The organism is Microbispora rosea, from assembly GCF_900156315.1.
Taxonomy (GTDB): Bacteria; Actinomycetota; Actinomycetes; order Streptosporangiales; family Streptosporangiaceae; genus Microbispora; species Microbispora rosea.
The window spans coordinates 104,159-122,453 of sequence record NZ_FTNI01000012.1 but is presented as its reverse complement, the minus strand read 5'-3'; the positions used below and the strand labels follow the sequence as shown (position 1 = coordinate 122,453).

At 72.8% G+C, this 18,295-nt stretch carries 10 protein-coding genes; 4 read left to right on the top strand and 6 right to left on the bottom strand.

The genetic code is table 11. The features are described 5' to 3' along the window. Positions 1–244 precede the first annotated feature (244 nt). Positions 245–2,059 (top strand): NYN domain-containing protein, encoded by a 1,815-nt coding sequence (locus tag BXA11_RS45390; RefSeq protein ID WP_076436186.1) that lies wholly within the window; start codon positions 245–247, stop codon positions 2,057–2,059. Positions 2,060–2,210: 151 nt separating this feature from the next. Here the strand turns inward: BXA11_RS45390 and BXA11_RS18715 are convergent, their stop codons facing one another. Together BXA11_RS18715 and BXA11_RS18710 are read right to left on the bottom strand one after the other, a co-directional pair. After that, entirely contained in the window at positions 2,211–2,834 is a 624-nt protein-coding gene (locus BXA11_RS18715; RefSeq protein ID WP_030507738.1) for a response regulator, read from the bottom strand. Between the two features lie 3 nt (positions 2,835–2,837). Further along, complete coding sequence (locus tag BXA11_RS18710) at positions 2,838–7,046, bottom strand: HAMP domain-containing protein (RefSeq protein ID WP_076436184.1); 4,209 nt, start codon at positions 7,044–7,046, stop codon at positions 2,838–2,840. 215 nt (positions 7,047–7,261) lie between these two features. On the opposite strand from BXA11_RS18710, the gene BXA11_RS18705 reads away from it, so the two are divergent. Next, complete coding sequence (locus BXA11_RS18705; protein ID WP_231513859.1) at positions 7,262–8,740, top strand: PP2C family protein-serine/threonine phosphatase; 1,479 nt, start codon at positions 7,262–7,264, stop codon at positions 8,738–8,740. Position 8,741: 1 nt separating this feature from the next. On the opposite strand, the gene BXA11_RS18700 is transcribed toward BXA11_RS18705, so the two are convergent. From BXA11_RS18700 to BXA11_RS18690, 3 genes are all read right to left on the bottom strand, one after another. Continuing rightward, positions 8,742–10,544 (bottom strand): S9 family peptidase, encoded by a 1,803-nt coding sequence (locus BXA11_RS18700; protein ID WP_076436182.1) that lies wholly within the window; start codon positions 10,542–10,544, stop codon positions 8,742–8,744. Positions 10,545–10,652: 108 nt separating this feature from the next. Then, positions 10,653–13,409 (bottom strand): helix-turn-helix transcriptional regulator, encoded by a 2,757-nt coding sequence (locus tag BXA11_RS18695; protein ID WP_076436180.1) that lies wholly within the window; start codon positions 13,407–13,409, stop codon positions 10,653–10,655. Between the two features lie 207 nt (positions 13,410–13,616). Beyond that, positions 13,617–14,030, bottom strand: coding sequence for an SgcJ/EcaC family oxidoreductase (locus tag BXA11_RS18690; RefSeq protein WP_076436178.1), 414 nt, complete (start codon positions 14,028–14,030; stop codon positions 13,617–13,619). Between the two features lie 220 nt (positions 14,031–14,250). Here BXA11_RS18690 and BXA11_RS18685 point away from each other — a divergent pair, with 220 nt between their 5' ends. Continuing rightward, positions 14,251–14,979 (top strand): ABC transporter ATP-binding protein, encoded by a 729-nt coding sequence (locus tag BXA11_RS18685; protein ID WP_143734389.1) that lies wholly within the window; start codon positions 14,251–14,253, stop codon positions 14,977–14,979. Further along, positions 14,973–17,444 carry an FtsX-like permease family protein gene (locus BXA11_RS18680; protein ID WP_076436175.1) on the top strand — a complete coding sequence of 824 codons (2,472 nt, stop codon included), beginning with the start codon at positions 14,973–14,975 and terminating at the stop codon, positions 17,442–17,444. Before BXA11_RS18685 ends, BXA11_RS18680 begins: the two co-directional genes overlap by 7 nt. A 14-nt stretch (positions 17,445–17,458) precedes the next feature. Here the strand turns inward: BXA11_RS18680 and BXA11_RS18675 are convergent, their stop codons facing one another. Next, the gene (locus BXA11_RS18675; protein WP_076436173.1) at positions 17,459–18,274 is read right to left on the bottom strand and encodes a zinc finger domain-containing protein; all 816 of its coding nucleotides are present in this window, start codon (positions 18,272–18,274) and stop codon (positions 17,459–17,461) included. Positions 18,275–18,295 lie beyond the last annotated feature (21 nt).

Here is an 18,295-nt window from a genome sequence, read left to right as displayed (position 1 = left end):
CCCTTGCTGTGGGGATAGATTTCCAGCCCCTCGCCGGTCTTTCCCATGCGCGTTTTCCATACCAAATTGGTGAGAGGCGATACCCGGACAAACTGGTACGGTCGGCGTGAACGCTTCCGATCTCAGGGTTGTGGGCGTCCTGATCCCCCCACCAGGCGGGCGAGGGCTGAATCGCCGGGAATCACCCTCGCGGGAAGACACCCTTGTCTACCCTGAGAGAGCCACGTAGGAAGGGCGGTGTCGCGTGGATCGCTGCGCGCTGTTCGTTGACGCCGGCTACTTGCTGGCAGACGGCGCGATGGCCGTCCACGGGACTCGCCATCGCGAGGCCGTCTCCTGGGACTATCCGGGCCTGCTGCAGTTCCTGACCAACCTGTCAAGAGAGCGCACGGGCCTGCCGCTGCTGCGCTGCTACTGGTACGAGGCGACCGTCGAGGGCCGCCGTACCCCGGAGCACGACGTGCTGGCGGACATCCCCGGGCTCAAGCTCCGCCTCGGCCGGATCCGGCCGGGCCGACGGGAGGGCGTGGACGCCCAGGTCCACCGCGACCTCATGACCCTGGCACGCAACAACGCGGTCTGCGACGCGGTCGTGGTCAGTGGCGACGAGGACCTCACCCAGGTGGTGAGCGACGCGCAGGACCTCGGCATCCGCGTGACCGTCATGCAGATCGCCGCCGACGGCGCATGGTCGGCGGCCCGCACCCTCCGGCAGGAGTGCGACGACCTCGTCGAGATCGCGAGCGGCCATCTCCGGCCGTACGTCACGATGCTCACGGGGGCGGACCCGGGCCCCGGCCTCGGCAACGGCCAGTCCCACGGCAACGGCCTCGTCCCTTACGGCAACGGTTCGCTGGCCAGCGGGACTCACCTCAACGGCTCCCAGCAGAACGGGTCACCGCCGAACGGGACGCAGCACAACGGGGCACAGCACAACGGCAGCCAGTCGCCGGGGAGCCACTCTCCCGGCCTTCACGGCGGGGCGACCCCGGTGACGGGATCGCACGGCGCCCCCTCGCAGAGCGCCTCATACGACCTGGGCGGCTCCGGCGGAATATCGAACGTCACTCAGCCGCATGCCACGGGGACCCCCGGCACGGGCGCCCACAGCGGCGGATCCCACGGCACGGGCACCCCTGGGAGCGGCACTCCCGGCAGCGGCGCCCACGGAGGCGGCGCCTCCGGGAACAGCACCCACAGAAGCGGTGCACAGGGAAGCGGCACTCAGGGCGCGGGCGCTCCCGGCATGGGCATTCACAGCATGGGCACTCCCGGCGCGGCCGCTCCCGGTATGGGCGTCCACGACACGGGTGCTCACGACACGGGTGCTCACGGCACCGGCGCCCACGGCATGGGCACTCACGACACCGGCGCTCCTGAAGTGGGCGCTCATGACACGGGCGCCTACGGCGCGGGCAATCAGGGCGCGGGCACCCAGGGCGCGGGCACTCAGGGCACGGGCGCCCACGGCAACGGGGCGCACAGCGGCGGGCGGTCCTCCGCCGCCCACGCGCGTCGGGCCCTCCCCGCGCAGCCGTCCCCGCCGGTCTACAACGGCTACTCGCCCGAGCCCCCGCAGCCGCCCGTCCAGCCGTCCCAGCAGCAGCGCCAGGCGCAGCCGCCCGCCAGCACCCCGCTGCCGGCTCCGCCGGCGTCCACCCCCCCGCCGCCTCCGCCCTCGGGAGTCCAGACGCCGCCGAGCAGCCCGGTGCAGAGCCAGTACGGCTCCGGCTCCGCCGGCTACTCGCCCTCCCCGCTGGGGCCGTACACGGGTCCGCAGCCCGCGCCGGTGCCGGTCCACACGGGAGGCACCACGACGCTAGCCGAGGCGGTGAAGGCGGCCCACAAGGAGGGCCACGACTTCGGCGACTCGGTCGCCAGGGACGCCCCCGCGCTCTGGCTGGAGGCCGTGCTCGCCCGCAAGCCCCGGATGCCGTCCGACCTGGAGGCCCGCCTGCTGCAGGGGTCCTCGCTGCCGATCGACTTCCTGCTGCACGACGAGGTCAGGCACGCCCTGCGCCGCGGCTTCTGGGACGCCCTGGAGCGCGCCCGCCGCTGACCCGGCCGTCCGCGCTCCCGCCCGGGGGCTTCGCCGCATGCCGGGCACCGGCCGTGTCCGAGCCGGCAATGTCCGAGTCGGCCGTGCCCGAGCCGACAGTGCCCAAGTGGGCCGCGACCGGCCATGTCCGAGCCGGCCGCGGTACGCGGCGTCAGCCGAGGGCGTCGAAGCCGGCCCGCAGGTGGGCGACGCGCTCGCTCAACTCGTCGACGGCGCCGTTCAGGGGCGCGTCGCCGGACTTGTCCGCCAGATCCCGCACCCGCCGTAGCTCGTCCTCCACGGCGGTGACGCGGCCGGACAGCTCGGCCAGCACGGAGGTGTGGTCGCCGCCCGGCAGTTCGTTCGACAGGCGTTCGCGCAGCAACGCCGCCTGCTCGGTGAGCCGCCGGTTCATCGTGTAGAGCTCCACGAACACGGCGACCTTGGCGCGCAGCACCCAGGGGTCGAACGGCTTGGTGAGGTAGTCCACCGCCCCGGCGGCGTACCCGCGGAAGGCGTAGTCGGGGGCGCTGTCGACCACGGTCAGGAAGATGATCGGGATGTTCCTGGTGCGCTCTCTCCGCTTGATGTGCGCGGCGGTCTCGAAGCCGTCCATGCCCGGCATGCGCACGTCGAGCAAAATCAGAGCGAAGTCGGTCGACAGGAGGGCCTTCAGCGCCTCCTCCCCGGACCGGGCCCGAATGGGCACGACGTCCAGCGAGCTGAGGATCGCTTCCAAAGCGATCAGGTTCTCCTCGCGGTCGTCGACCAGCAGGACCCTGGCGCGCTCAGGCATCGATCATGCCTCCTGGGAGTCTCGGGACTCAGGGGACGGCACGCCCCTCGTTCGTTCTGTGCCCCCGCGGCCGCGCATGAGCCATCCGCGCAGCCGTTCAAGCAGCCGGTCGACGTCGACGGGTTTGGGCACGTAATCGGAGGCGCCCGACGCGATGCTCTTCTCGCGGTCTCCCCGCATGACCTTCGCCGTCAGCGCGATGATCGGCAGGTCGGCGAACTGCGGCATCGTGCGGATCGCCGACGTCGTGGCCCAGCCGTCCATCTCGGGCATCATGATGTCCATCAGCACGAGCGCCACGTCCTCGTTGCGTTCGAGCTGCTCGATGCCCTCACGGCCGTTCTCGGCGTACACCACGGTCGCGCCGTGCCGTTCCAGCACGCTGGTCAGCGCGAAGACGTTGCGGATGTCGTCGTCCACGATGAGGATCTTCGCCCCGGACAGCGGGTCCTCCCCCTGCCAGTCGTGGCCGTCGACCAGCGGAGCGTACTGGGGGACGGGCAGGTCGGTCGGGAGGGGGATCTCCGGGAGGATGTCCTTGATGTGCAGTTCGGGCACCTCGTCCTCACGGACGTCCGGTTCCGTGGGCGTGGCGATCGCACCGCCGTCGGGCGCGGCGAGCGGCCCCGAGTAGTCCGGGGGCAGATACAGCGTGAACGTGCTGCCGTCCCCGGGGACGCTCTGGACGTGGATCTCGCCGCCGAGCAGGCGGGCGATCTCCCGGCAGATCGACAGGCCGAGGCCGGTGCCGCCGTACTTGCGGCTCGTCGTGCCGTCGGCCTGGCGGAACTGCTCGAAGATCACTTCGAGCTTGTCCGGCGCGATGCCGATGCCGGTGTCGACGACTCTGAAGGCCAGCATGTTCTCCGGCGAGCCCTGCAGCTTCTCGTCCACGTAGTTGACGTCGTCGGGCGCGAGGGTCACCTCCAGCCTGACCTGGCCTTCGTGGGTGAACTTCACCGCGTTGGACAGCAGGTTGCGCAGCACCTGCTGCAGCCGCTGCTCGTCGCTACTCAGGTCGTCGGGCACGGAGGGGTCGACCTGGACCGTGAACGACAGGCCCTTGTCCTGTGCGAGCGGCGCGAAGGTGGCCTCCATGTAGTCGACCAGCCCGGACAGCGACATCGTCTGCGGGTGGATGTCCATGCGGCCCGCCTCGACCTTCGTCAGGTCGAGGATGTCGTTGATCAGCTGGAGCAGCGCGGAACCGGCGTCGTGGATGGTCCGGGCGAACTCGACCTGTTGCGGGGTCAGGTTGCCCTCGTCGTTTTCCGTCAGCAGCTTGGCCAGCACGAGCAGGCTGTTCAGCGGGGTGCGCAGCTCGTGGGACATGTTCGCGAGGAACTCGGACTTGTACCGCGAGGACACCGCGAGCTGCTCGGCCCGCTCCTCCAGCGTCCGCCGGGCCTGCTCGATCTGGAAGTTCTGGATCTCGATGGCGCGGTTCTGCTTGGCCAGCAGCGCCGCCTTGTCCTCCAGCTCGGCGTTGGACCGGCGCAGCTCCTCCTGCTGGCGCTGCAGCTCGTCGGAGCGCTCCTGCAGCTCGATCGCGAGCCGCTGCGACTCGGTGAGCAGGTCCTCGGTCCGGGAGTTGGCCATAATCGTGTTGATCGTGACCCCGATGGTCTCGACGAGCTGGGTGAGGAAGGCCAGGTGGACCTCGCTGAACTGGGTGAACGAGGCCATCTCCAGGACGCCGAGCACCTTGTTCTCGAAGAGGATCGGCAGCACGACGATCTGCGCCGGGTTCGACCGGCTGAGCCCGGTCTCGACCGTGATCGAGTCGACCGGCACGCCCTCGAGAATGATCTGCTCGGCCTCCAGCGCGGCCTGGCCGATGATGCCCTCGCCCAGCTCGAAGTTCGGCTTCGGGGCCGAACCCGGCTGGATGCCGTACCCGGCGATCAGGTTGAGCCGGCCGCCGTCGTACAGGTAGCAGGCGCCGTGGCTGGCCGAGACGAGCGGGGTGAGCTCGCTCATGATGAGCCGCGCGACCTCCATCAGGTCGCGGTGCCCCTGCATCAGGCGGGAGATCCTGGCCAGGTTGGACTTGAGCCAGTCCTGCTCCTGGTTGGTCTTGGTCGTCTCGCGCAGCGTGGCGACCATCGTGTTGATGTTGTCCTTGAGCTGGGCCAGCTCGCCGGGCGCCTCGACGGTGATCGACCGGGTCAGGTCGCCGCGGGCGACCGCGCTGGTCACCTGGGCGATCGCGCGCACCTGTGTGGTGAGGTTGCCGGCCAGCTCGTTCACGCTCTCGGTGAGCCGCTTCCAGGTGCCCTCGACGCCCTCCACCCGGGCCTGGCCGCCGAGCTGGCCCTCCGAGCCCACCTCGCGGGCGACGCGGGTCACCTCGGAGGCGAACGACGAGAGCTGGTCGACCATGGTGTTCATGGTGCTCTTGAGCTGAAGGATCTCGCCCTGGGCGTCGACGTCGATCTTGCGGGTGAGGTCGCCGTTGGCGACGGCGGTGGTCACCTGGGCGATGTTGCGCACCTGGTAGGTGAAGTTGCTGGCCATCGAGTTGACGTTGTCGGTGAGGTCCTTCCAGACGCCCGAGACGCCGGGGACGCGCGCCTGGCCGCCCAGCCGTCCCTCGGTGCCGACCTCGCGGGCGACGCGGGTCACCTCGTCGGCGAAGGCGGACAGCTGGTCCACCATCGTGTTCATCGTGTCCTTGAGCTCCAGGATCTCGCCCTGGGCGTCCACAGTGATCTTCTTCGACAGGTTGCCCTGCGCCACGGCGGTGGAGACGACGGCGATCTGACGGATCTGCGACGTCAGGTTGTTCGCCATGAAGTTGACGTTGTCGGTGAGGTCCTTCCAGATGCCCGACACACCGCGCACCTGCGCCTGGCCGCCCAGCCGTCCCTCGGTGCCGACCTCGCGGGCGACGCGGGTCACCTCGGAGGCGAACGACGACAGCTGGTCGACCATGGTGTTCATGGTGCTCTTGAGTTCGAGCATCTCGCCCTGGGCGTCGACGTCGATCTTGCGGGTGAAGTCGCCGTTGGCGACGGCGGTGGTCACCTGGGCGATGTTGCGCACCTGGTAGGTCAGGTTGTTGGCCATCGAGTTGACGTTGTCGGTGAGGTCCTTCCAGACGCCCGACACGCCCTTCACCTCGGCGCGGCCGCCCAGCTTGCCCTCGGTGCCGACCTCGCGGGCGACGCGGGTCACCTCGTCGGCGAAGGCGGACAGCTGGTCCACCATCGTGTTGAGGGTCTCCTTGAGCTCCAGGATCTCGCCCTGGGCGTCCACGGTGATCTTCTTGGTCAGGTTGCCCTGCGCGACGGCGGTGGAGACGACGGCGATCTGGCGCACCTGGGAGGTCAGGTTGTTCGCCATGAAGTTGACGTTGTCGGTGAGGTCCTTCCAGACCCCCGACACGCCGCGCACCTGCGCCTGGCCGCCCAGCTGGCCCTCGGTGCCGACCTCGCGCGCCACCCGGGTGACCTCCTCGGCGAACGCCGAGAGCTGGTCGACCATCGTGTTGACGGTGTGCTTCAGCTCCAGCATCTCGCCGACGGCGTCGACGGTGACCTTGCGGCTCAGGTCGCCCCGCGCGACCCCGGTCGTCACCTCGGCGATGTCGCGGACCTGTGCGGAGACGCGGTCGGACATGGTGTTGACGGCCTCGGTGAGGTCGCGCCAGCTTCCCGACATGCCGCGCAGGTTGGCCCGGCCGCCCAGCTTGCCCTCGGTGCCGAGGTCGCGGGTGACCCGCGTCACCTCCGAGGTGAACAGCGAGAGCTGGTCGACCATGCCGTTGATGGCCTTGCCCAGGCGGCGCACCTCGCCCCGGGCCGCGCGGTCCACGTCGATCCGGCGGGACAGGTCGCCCTTGGCCACCGCGTCGATGACGTCGGCGGCGCCGCTGACCGGTGTCACGATGGCGTCGATGAGGTCGTTGACCGAGCCCACGCTCTCCGCCCACGCGCCGACGCCCGGCCCGGGGCTCAGCCGTTCGGTGAAACGGCCCTCCTTGACGATCTCGCGGCGCACCCGGGCGAGCTCGTTGGCGAGGTGTTCGCGCCGGTCCGCCACCTCGTTGAGCAGCAGCCGGATCTCGCTGAGGACTCCCGGCGGGGCGTGCGAGACGCGACGGCGAAAGTCGCCGTCGCGCCATGTGATAAGCGTCTCCAGGAACGGCACGAGATCGGATTCGCGATAGACCCGTTCGGTCCCGGCCAGCTCGGCGTTGGCGGGCGACATTTAGCCTCCTTTACCCCGACGGGGCTGACGCGACCAAGGCGTTGGGCCTCGTACGGCCTGTCCAGCCGCGGACTCCATGCCAGTCTGTCACGTTCCGTGGGGTGCGGGGCCCCTTGCTTGACCCGAAGTCAGCAGGAAGTGTGGTAAGCACAATGGTGGTGGCAACTACCCCAAGAGCCGTCCTCGCCGCGTCCTTCGCGCCGGGTGAGACGGCCGTGTCCGAAGTGAAGCGGTTCACCCGTGAGGTGATGACGGCGTGGGCCGCGATGTCCGTGTATCCCGAGGCCGAGCGTCTGGTGCGGGAACTGGTCGCGGACGCGGTCGGCGCGCCCTTCGAGGTCGTGTGGCTCCACCACGGCGAGTCCGTCCAGGTGGAGGTGCGGGAGAAGACGGACGGTCATCATGACTTCGGGCCGCCCGCCGACGCCGTCACGTGGGGTGTCACGTTCACCTCGTCGCTGCGCACCCGCTGGGCCCGGCTGGAACTTCCGGGCGGGGAGCCGGTGCAGAGCGACGAGTGGCTGCTGGAGGCCGCGCACGGCCCGGGCTGGCTGGGCTTCCTCGCCGACGCGAGCGACCTGCTCGCGGGCACGCTCAACCCGGAGATGGTCCCGGCGATCATCGCGCAGATCGTGGTGCCCCGCCTGGCGAGCTGGTGCGCCGTCTACACCGACCAGGACGGACTGGGGGAGCTGCGGCCCGCCTACCTCTGGCACGCGGACGAGACCCAGATCGACACCATGCGCGACGAACTGGAGGAGATCGCGCTGCCGGCGGACGACGACCCCGCCGTGCTGCCGATGAGCGACTGGCAGGCGCTGGCCTACCCGCTGACCGCGCGGGGGCGGCGGCTCGGCGTGATGTGCCTCGGCCGGCGCGACCGCTTCCCCGACGAGGCCATGCAGATCGCCGAGGACCTGAGCAGGCGCGCCGCGCTCGCGCTCGACAACGCCCGCCTGTACGCGCAGCAGGCGGCCGCCAACCGGGCGCTGCAGCGCAGCCTCCTGCCGCCCGACGAGCCCACGACCCCCGGGCTCGACTTCCACGTCATCTACGAGCCGGCCGGGGAGAACAACGAGGTCGGCGGAGACTTCTACGACCTGTTCCCGATCGCGGACGGGGTCTGGCGCTTCGCGATCGGCGACGTCTGCGGCACCGGGCCCGAGGCCGCCGCGGTCACCGGCCTGGCCCGGCACACGCTGCGGCTGCTCGCCCGCGAGGGGTACGGCGTGGCCGCCGTCGTGGGCCGGCTCAACCAGGCCATCCTGGAGGAGGGGGAGCGCGCCCGCTTCCTGACGCTGCTGCACGGCCAGATCACGGTCGTGCCGGAGGGCCTCGACATCCGCCTCGTCTCGGCCGGGCATCCGGAGGCCCTGCGGCTGCGGCCGAACGGCGTCGTGGAGGTCGTCGCGTCGCCGCAGTCGCTGCTCGGCGTGTTCCCCGAGGCGAAGTTCCAGGAGGACAACCTGCGGCTCACCCCCGGCGACGTGCTCCTGGGCGTGACCGACGGGGTGACGGAGCGGCGGTCGGGCGACCGGCTGCTCGACGACGACGGCGGCCTGGCCATGCTGCTGGCGGAGTGCGCCGATCTGTCCGCCCGCGCGGTGGCCGAGCGCATCCGCCGGGCGGTCCAGGACTTCGCGCCCGAGCCGAGCGCCGACGACCTGGCCATCCTCGTCCTGCGCGCGCCCTAGCCTAGGAACAGCCCAGGGTGCGGACGGCGAAGTCGATCGACGCGGCCATCCGGTGCACCCGCTCCTCCACTGTCGACGTGCCCGGTCCGGTGCCGTACCGGTAGACCGACGCCTCCCTGCCGTGGTCCGCCAGGGCCCGCACGTAGCGGTCGACCTGCCGCTGCGGGCAGCGCGGGTCGTTCGCACCCGTGAGGATCAGCAGCGGCGCCTCCACCATGTCGGCGTAGGTGATCGGGGAGGACGCGGCGTACCGCTCGGGCACCTCGGCCGGGGAGCCGCCCAGCAGCGCCCGGTGCGCGGCACGCAGGCAGTCGGCCTCGTCCTCGTACGCCGCCGCGTGGTCGGCGATCGGCGCGGCGGCGATCCCCGCCGTCCACGACTTCGGCTGGGTGCCGAGCGCCAGCAGGGTCAGGTAGCCGCCCCACGCCGTGCCGGCGAGCACGAGGCGGTCGGGGTCGGCGATGCCGTGCTCCACCGCCCATTCGCGCACCGCCGCCACGTCGGCCAGCTCGATGTGGCCGACGTCGCCGCGCAGGGCGTCGCGCCAGGCCGAGCCGTACCCGTCCGAGCCCCGGTGGTTCACCCTGATCACCGCGAAGCCGCTGTCGACCCACGCCGCGACCTGCGGCTGGAACGAGTCGTCGTCCTGGCCGCGAGGGCCGCCGCAGAACCCCGGCAGCACGGTGCGCAGGAGGAACACCGTCGGGTAGGGCGCGGCCACCCGCTCCGGCCGGGAGACGAGGGCGTGGATGCGCCCGCCGGGGCCCTCCACGTCGATGTCCTCCAGCGGCACGGACGGCGGCGGCGTGCGCCCCGGGCTGAAGACCACGTGGCCGTTGCTCGACTTGACGACCGGCGGGTGGGAGGCGCTCGACCAGGAGTACTCGACGGTGCCGTCGGGGCGCGGCGCGGCCGCCTCGATCACCCCGTGCGGGCTCTCGATCGGGGTGAGGCCGCCTCCGGCGAGGTCGTAGCGGAGCAGTTCCGTGCGTCCCCGCTGGGTGTGGATGATGAGCAGCGCCCGGCCGTCGTCGTACCAGTCCGCGGAGATCTCGCCGCGCACCCGCAGCCAGATCTCCCGCTGCTCGCCGGTGATCGGGTCCCACACGAGCGGTTCGCGGCGGCCCCGGCGCTCGTGCAGGACGAGCAGGCGCCGGTCGCCGGGGACGGGGGCGAATCTGCCGCCGGTCACGCCCCTGCCCGGTCCGTCGTTCAGCTCGGCGACCGTCGAGCCGTTCGCCCTGATGACCCGCAGGGCCGGGTGCAGGACGTCGCCGTGCTCGCTGTGGTTGACGGCGATGAGCGAGCCGTCGAGCGACATGTCCGCGACCGCGGCGTACTCGTCGTGGTGATACAGCGCGACCGGCTCGCTTCCCGGCCTGGCCAGCAGGATCTCGAAGCCGTCCCGGGAGGAGCGGCCGACGGCCGCGGCGCCGTCGGAGGCGAGCGCGAGCCCGCAGGGGTGGCCGGGAGGCATCGCCAGGGGCTCGTCCGGGCCGCCGCCGAACGGCTGGCGCGACCAGACGCCGTGTCCGTCCTCGTGCCCGTCGCCGTCCGGGTCTCCGCGTACGTCACCGAACCACCAGATCCACTGGCCGGTGGGGTCGATCGCGCCATACCGGGTGCCGTGGGGGCGGTCGGTGACCTGGCGGGTCTGGCCGCTCGCCCGGTCCCAGGCGTAGATCTCCCAGGAGCCGGACGCGGTGCCGCGGTAGACGGCTCGCTGCGGCGCCTGGCGCGCCCATGTGGGCAGGGTCACCCGCGGTGCCCGGAACCTGGCCTGCCAGCGTTCCTCGGCCTTCATACCGGCCCTCCCCTGCGCAGCTACGGGGTCGGGTTCAGTATGTCCCGCCAGTCGCGACAATGCCTCACAAATGGGCGATGTCGGGCTGTGAGTTCGGCGCCGCGCCCGTCAGGACAGGTCCAGACCGGCGAGCTGGGCGCGGCTCGCCACGTTGAGCTTCGGAAACGCCCGGTAGAGGTGGTAGCTGACGGTCTTCGGGCTGAGGAACAACTGCGCGCCGATCTCCCGGTTGGTCATGCCCCTGGCGGCCAGCCGCACGATCTGCAGCTCCTGCGGGGACAGCGCGGGCAGCGCTTCCGCCCGCGCGGCCGGAGAGCTGGTGTCACCGGTGGCGCGCAGCTCGCCGCGGGCGCGCTCGGCCCACGGATGGGCGCCCAGCCGCTCGAAGGTCTCCCACGCCGCCCGCAGGTGCGGCCGGGCGCTGCCCTTGTCGCGCTCCCTGCGCAGGCGCTCCCCGAAGGCGAGCCTCGTGCGGGCCGCCTCCCAGGGACGGCCGCTGCCGGCGTGGAGCCGTACGGCGGCGTCGAAGTCCTCGCGGGCCCGCTCCCAGTCGGGTTCGAGCAGGGCCCGGCAGCGGTGCAGGACGGCCAGCGCCCAGTCCTGCCCCGAGGCCGTCGCCCACTCCTCGAACCGGCGCATCGGCTCGCGCGCGGGCAGCCCGAGCCGTACGGCCGCCTCGATCTGGTCGGGGGCGAAGTAGACGGCCTGGATCTGGTGGCGCACCGGGCCGGTCATGGCGGCGTCGAGCCGCTCGAGAGCCTCGGCGAACCGGCCCTGGCCGAGGTCGAGCAGGGCCAGCGCCCACTCGGCCCACGCCAGGCCGTTGACGATGTGGTTGGCGTCGAAGCGGTCGCGTGATCGGGCGGCCAGCTCGGCGCATCGGTCCGCCTCTCCGCGTATGGCCGCCAGCCAGGCCAGCGTGCCCTCCAGGTAGCCCGCCCGGTTGCGCTGCCCGGTGCCGGAGGTGAGCCGCAGCCCCTCGGCCGCGGTGGCCTCGGCGTCCCTGAACCTGCCCAGATACAGCTCGGCGGCGGCGAGCGTGACGTGGACCAGGGGGAGTTTGCCGAGGTCTCCCGCGGCCCGGCATTCCGCGGCCATGGCGGCCGAGATGTCGTGTCCGGTCCTGAAGTCGCCGACGAGCGGGGCGACGAAGGCCGCGTTGATCCGGAACGTGTGCGCGCCGGAGGCGATCCGGCCGCCCCTGGCGACCATGTCGCGCATGATGGGCAGACCCTCCGCCGGTCCGTGCCGCAGCAGCACGGCCGCGCCGGTCACGGCCTGGACGGCGGGGTCGAGGCCGTCCTCCGGACGCAGGCCGAGCGTGTGCAGGCGGCCGGCCGCCTCGGCGACCCTGGCCGGGTCGCTGAGCTGCCACGCGTTGCGCGCGGCGTCGGTCAGCATGAGCCCGGCCGCGATCCGGTCCTGCCGCGCCTGCCCGTCCGCGTCGTCGGCGTCGTCCGTGTCCTCCGTGTCCTCCGTGTCCGCCGTCGCGAGTGCCGTCAGCTCTTCGGCGCCCGCGATCAGCAGGTCGTGGGCCAGGTGCGGGGCGCCCTCGTCGAACGCGATCCTGGCGCGCAACTCACGCAGCCGGGCGCGGGAACGGGGGTCGGTGACCAGCGCGGCGGCGCGCCCGGCCAGCTCCTTGGCCCGGCCGGCCTGGCCCGCGTCGGAGGCGGCGACGGCGGCCTCGGTCAGTCGCCGCGCCTTGAGCGTGTGGTCCTCGGTGAGCTCGGCGGCCCGTTCGAGCGCGGCGCAGGCCCCGGCGTTGCCGTCGCGCTCCCTGGCCCGCCGCGCGGCCTGCTCCAGCGCCAGCGCGGCCGTCTCGTCGGGGCCGGTGGCCGCGGCGGCCAGGTGCCAGGCCCGCCGATCGGGCTGATGGGCGAGCAGCCTCGCCAGGATCGCGTGGACCTCCAGCCGCAGGTCGTAGGTGCCGTGCCGGAAGGCCGCCGCGCGCATGAGGGGGTGGGTGAAGGCCACCCGCCGGCCGTCGATCCCGACCAGGCCGGACTTCTCGGCCACGCCCAGTGCGGCGGGCGCGATCCCCAGCTCCCGGCCCGCCCGTGCGATCACGTCCAGGTCGCCGCCGTCGGTCAGCGCGGTGACCAGCAGCGCCTTCTGGGCGTCCGCGGGAAGTTCGGCGATGCGGGCCTCGTACGCCTGCTGGATGCGGGCGGGCAGCGGCAGCGGGCTCCGGTCGTAGACGGGCAGGTCCGTACGCGGGAGTTCGAGCAGGGCGAGCGGGTTGCCGCAGCTCTCCTCGATGAGGCGGTCGCGGGCGCCGGGAGCGAGCCCGGGGGCGGCGTGATCGAGCAGCGCGGCGGCGCTGCCGGCGTCGAGGCCCGGCAGCCGGTGCTCGGGCAGGCCCGAGGGGTCGAAGCCGTCGCGCGCGGCGAAGATCATGACGATGCCCTCGGCGTGCAGGCGGTGGGCCGCGAACCGCAGTGCCTGCGCCGACTCCTGGTCGAGCCACTGCGCGTCGTCGACCAGGCACAGCAGTGGCCCGCCCTCGGCCAGCTCCGCCAGCAGCGACAGGACGGCCAGGCCCACCAGGAGCCGGCTGGTCACCGGGGCCAGGCCGAAGGCGCCGCGCAGGGCGGCCGCCTGCGGCTCGGGCAGCGCGTCCAGCCGGTCGAGCCCGTGCCCGAGCAGCAGATGGAGCGAGGCGAACGGGATCTCGGCCTCGGTCTCGACGCCGACGCCGCGCAGCACGCGCATGTCCTCCGCGCATTCCGCCGCGTAGGCCAGCAGCGACGTCTTGCCGATGCCCGGATCGCCTCCGACCACGAGCACGCCGGAGCGTCCGGCACGCGCCCGGTCGAGCAGGCCGTCGATCACCGCCTGATCGCTCGCACGCCCCCACAGCACGCCGGAATCCTAAGGGAGTGTCTGCCGAATGCTGCCACGGCCCATCTAGACGTCGTCGGCCAGAAGGGCCACCAGCGCGTCGAGATCGGCCGACTCGTACGCGTGACGAGGGCTTCAGGCTCGGCGGCTGGTTATCTTCCCGGTCGTGCTCGGAGCCGGCGAGCGTCTCTTCGGCGAGACCAGCGACGGGAAACCCCTGCGCCTCGTTCACTGCGCAGGCGCCACCACCGGGCTGTTGTGATAGGCGGCGATCAGCCACTGGCCGCCCCGCTTCTCGAGGACCCAGGTCGCATTCACCTTGCGCACGTCATCTGGGACCTCGGCCTCGCCGGGGAAGAGGATGGCGGATTCGCTGATGACGATCGCGCCATCCCTGCCGACGAAGCGGATGCTGAGCTGCTTGTTGTAGGTCGAGCTGCCCTTGAGCGGCCCCTCGAAGGCCAGGGCCATGCTCTGACGGATCACGGCACGGCCGTCGCGGAGCGAGCCGGGCATGATGGCGGTCGCATCCTCGGTGTAGTCGGCGACCATGCCGTCCGCGTCGCCCGCCTCCCACGCCTTGTAGGAGGCAACCAGTACGGACTTGATGGCGGCCTCGTCTGTCGCACGACTGTTCGACATCGGATTCTCCCTTGTGATCGGTTCGCCCGGGGTACTCCGGCGAGCTCGTGAGTACATACCGGCGGTGGGGCCGGAACTCATCGCGGAGACGAAAATCCATGCCCCTGATCGTTCCGCCCGGTCCGGCGGCTCGGGGAGGATGCGGCCGGGGCCCTTCCGGTGAGAGCACCGGTCATGTGTCCGATACCCCCCGGACATCGGCGTTCGTAGCGTTCCCAGGGTGAACACCACGCACGCGGTCGATCTCATCGGGGTCACCAAACACTACGCACACGGCGTCACGGCGCTGGACGACGTCACGATCGGCTTCGGGGCCGGCACGTTCACGGCCGTGATGGGGCCGTCGGGGTCGGGCAAGTCGACGCTGCTGCAGTGCGCTGCCGGGCTGGACCGGCCCAGCGCGGGCCGAGTGGTCGTGGACGGCCGCGACCTGGCCGCACTCGGCGACCGGAAGCTGACGTTGCTGCGCAGGGACCGTATCGGCTTCGTGTTCCAGTCGTTCAACCTGCTGCCCTCGCTCACCGCGGAGCAGAACGTGGGCCTGCCGTTGCGGCTCGCCGGCCGGCGCCCCGACCGGGAGCTGGTGCGGCAGAGCCTGGCCGCGGTGGGCCTGGCCGAGCGCGCCGGGCACCGGCCCGCCGAGATGTCGGGCGGGCAGCAGCAGCGGGTGTCCATCGCGCGGGCGCTCGTCACCCGTCCCGCCGTGCTCTTCGCCGATGAGCCGACCGGCGCCCTCGACGCCAACACCAGCCGCGACGTGCTGCGCCTGCTGCGCACGCTGGTGGACCGGCAGGCCCAGACCATCGTCATGGTCACCCACGACGCCGTGGCGGCCTCGTACGCCGACCGGGTCGTGTTCCTGGCCGACGGCCGCGTGTTCGGCGAGCTGCACGAGCCCACCGCCGAACTGGTCGCCACCCGGATGCTGCAGTTGGAGGCGTCGTGCTGAGGATCGCCTGGTCCACGCTGTGTATGCGCTGGATCTCCTTCGCGGGCACCTTCGCCGCGCTGGCGCTGGGCGCCGCGTTGATCGCCGCGCTCGGCCAGGTGCTGGCCTCCAGCGTCACGTCGCCGCCGCGCGGACCGCAGCGGTACGCCGCCGCGCCCGTCGTGGTCGTGCCCGACGAGAGGCTCACCGTGGACACCTGGCGTGGTGGCAGCAGCGCGCCCCTGGCCGAGCCGCGCGGCCTTGGGGACGATCTCGTCGCCCGCTTCCCCGGCGTGGTGGTGGACCGCGTCTTCCCCGCGCGGCTCTCGGACGGGCCGCCGTCGGTGGGCAGGCCCTGGTCGGCCGCCCGTACGGCCCCGCAGACGCTCGTCGCGGGCCGCGCGCCCTCGGGGGACGCCGAGATCGCGATCAGCACCGGGACCCGGCCCGAGCGGCGGGGGACCTCCACCGGGGCGCGGGCACTGGTCGGGACGCGGGTGCCCGTGGTGACCGCGACCGGGATCGAGACGTATCGCGTGGTGGGCGTCACGACGGCGGGGCCGCAGCCCACCGTGTTCTTCGCCGACGCGCACGCCGCCCGGCTGTCGCCGCGGGTGGACGCGCTCGCGCTGTGGCAACCCGCCGCCGAGGTGACCAAGGCGGTGGCGGGGGCGGCCCGGGTGCTGACCGGGCAGGACCGGGCGCTGGCCGATCCGTCCCGGGAGGCGGACGAGCGGGCACGCAACAACACCAACACGATCGTCGGCATCGCCGCCGGGTTCGCCGCCTTCATCGCGATTTTCGTGGTCTCGTCCACGTTCGCGTTCGCGGTGGGGCAGCGGCGGCGCGAGTTCGCCCTGCTACGGACCATCGGCGCGACCGCCGGCCAGATCAGGCGGATGATGTACGGCGAGGCGGTCCTCGTCGCGGTGGCCGCCTCCGCGATCGGCGCGTTCCTCGGCCCGTCGGCCACCCGGCCGATCCTCGGCCGGCTGGCCGCGCTTGGGATGGCGCCGGAGTGGCTGACCCCCTCGCGGTCGTCCGTGCCCGCCTGGGTGGCCTTCGGCACCGGAGTGCTGGTCGCGCTGGCCGGCGTGACCGCGGCCGCGCGGCGGGCCGGGCGGGTGCGACCCGCCGAGGCGCTGCGCGAGGCGACGGTGGAACCCCGCGCGATGACCCGCGGCCGGTGGATCGCCGGGTTGGGTTCGCTGGGCACGGCGCTGGTCAGCATGGCGGTGAACGCGGTCGGCGATCCGGGGTCGGCCACGAACAACAAGACCTTCATGCCGATCGTCATGCTGCTCATCGCCGCGCTGGGCCTGCTCGCGCCGGTCTTCGTGCGGCCCGTCACCCGGCTGCTCGTCGCGCCGCTGGAGCGGCTGCGCGGCGCCGGCGGCGTCGTGGTCGCGGGCGGGACGGCGGCCTCGGCCAGGCGGACCGCCGCCACGGCCGCGCCCGTCCTGGTCACGGTGGCGCTGGCGGCCTCGCTGCTGGGCGGGGCGGCGATGACCGACGCCGCCAAGTCGGCGCTGCAGACCCGGCCGGTGCGCGCCGCCTACCTGGTGCTCCCCGACGGGGACGCCGGACTGGACCGGCAACTCGTCCAGCGGCTGCGGGCCATCCCCGGCGCGGACGTCGTCACCGAGACCGGGACCAGCGTGTACACCCTCGAAGGCGACACCCAGCTCATCCGGAGGCCCGCCCAGGCCGTCGAGCCGGGCACGCTGTCCACGGCGCTGTCGGTCCCGCTGGTCGCCGGATCGACGGCCGGGCTGCACGACGACACGATCGTCGTCTCCCGCACCTGGGAGCTGAGCCTGGGGCAGCGGGTGCGCATGTGGCGCGCCGACGGCAGCCCGGTCACACTGACGGTGACCGGCGTGCTCGGGGACGATTCGCCCGCAGACGCCTACGTCACGCCCGCCCACGCCTTCTCCGCCCTGCCCTCGGTCGCGTACGTGACGCCACGTCCCGGCGCCTCGGCCCCGGCCGTGCGGACCGCACTGGAGGATGCCGTACGCGGCCACAACGCCCGCGCGGTGAGCAGGGCGGAGTGGGTGCGGGAGTCCGGGGACCGGCAGGCGTCGGCCAGCCGGCTCGGCCTGCTGGCCGTGCTGGGGATCATGCTCTGCTACACCGTGATCGCGCTGGTCAACACGCTGCTGATGGCGGCCTCCGACCGGGCGGCGGAGCGGGGCGGCCTGCGGCTGCTGGGCGCGACGCGCGCGCAGGTGCTGCGGTATGTCGTGGCGGAGGCGCTGGCGGTCGTGGCGGTCGGGGTGGTGCTGGGCTTCGCGGCCACGGCGCTCGGCCTGCTGGGGCTGGAGGCGGCCCTGCTGCGCCTGGCCGGGCTCTTCGCCTTCGACGTGCCGTGGCGGCCGGTCGCCGTGGTGATCGCGATCTGCTTCCTGCTGGGGGCGGCCGCGGCGGTCGCCCCCGCGATCCGCACCATCCGCACCAGGGGCGTGGCGATCCCGCGCGCGTGACCGGTGCTACGCGGTCAGGACGAGGCGGTCCAGCGGGTGATGTGGAAGGACGCGGTCACCGGCACCGGGTCGGGCAGCGCATCGATCTTCGCGGCCAGCGCCTCCGGGCGCGTGTGCCAGGCGCTCGGGCCCATGCCGACCACCGCCCCGACCTCATCGTGGCCGAGGGAGAGCGCGACCTCCTCGGTCTCCTCACCGACGCGGGCGAACCGGCCGCCCAGGGCGTCCTCAAGGCGGCGGTCCTTGTCCTCGTCCACGCTCAGCAGGCCGAGCCGTTCGACGAGCGGGCTCAGGTGGCCGGGGCCGGGTGTGACGACGACCAGGGAGCCGCCCGGCCGCAGCACCCGGGCGAACTCCTCCGCGTTGCGCGGCGCGAAGACGTTGAGCAGCACGTCCACGCGGTCGTCGCCGACGGGGATCGGCCGCCACACGTCCGCCACGACGGCGCCGATGCGGGGATGCGCGCGGGCGGCCCGTTTCAGGGCGTGCTTGGACACGTCGAGCGCGATGCCCGCCGCGGCGTCGCCGAGCGCCGCGGCCAGGTAGTAGCCGGTGCCCGCGCCGGCGTCGGCGACCACGGCGGCGCCCTCGCACAGCCGGGCGAGGCGGCCGGCCAGCGGGGCGTAGTGGCCCGCCTCAAGGAAGCGCGCCCGCGCGGCCACCATGGCGGGCGTGTCGGCCGTGCCGGCCGGGCGGGTGAGCATGTTCACGTATCCCTGCCGCGCCACGTCGAAGGAGTGGCCGTGCGCGCATCTGACCGACCCCTCGGCCAGGTGGACCGCCGTACGGCAGGCCGGGCAGACGAGGTGGTCGATGACGTCGGCGAGCACTCGTCCATCATCCACCCCGAG

What these genes read in the sequence shown, in the direction of transcription:
- BXA11_RS18715 (WP_030507738.1), bottom strand. Translation starts at nt 2,834, where the DNA reads ATGCCTGAGCGCGCCAGGGTCCTGCTGGTCGACGACCGCGAGGAGAAC.
- BXA11_RS18710 (WP_076436184.1), bottom strand. Translation starts at nt 7,046, where the DNA reads ATGTCGCCCGCCAACGCCGAGCTGGCCGGGACCGAACGGGTCTATCGC.
- BXA11_RS18700 (WP_076436182.1), bottom strand. Translation starts at nt 10,544, where the DNA reads ATGAAGGCCGAGGAACGCTGGCAGGCCAGGTTCCGGGCACCGCGGGTG.
- BXA11_RS18690 (WP_076436178.1), bottom strand. Translation starts at nt 14,030, where the DNA reads ATGTCGAACAGTCGTGCGACAGACGAGGCCGCCATCAAGTCCGTACTG.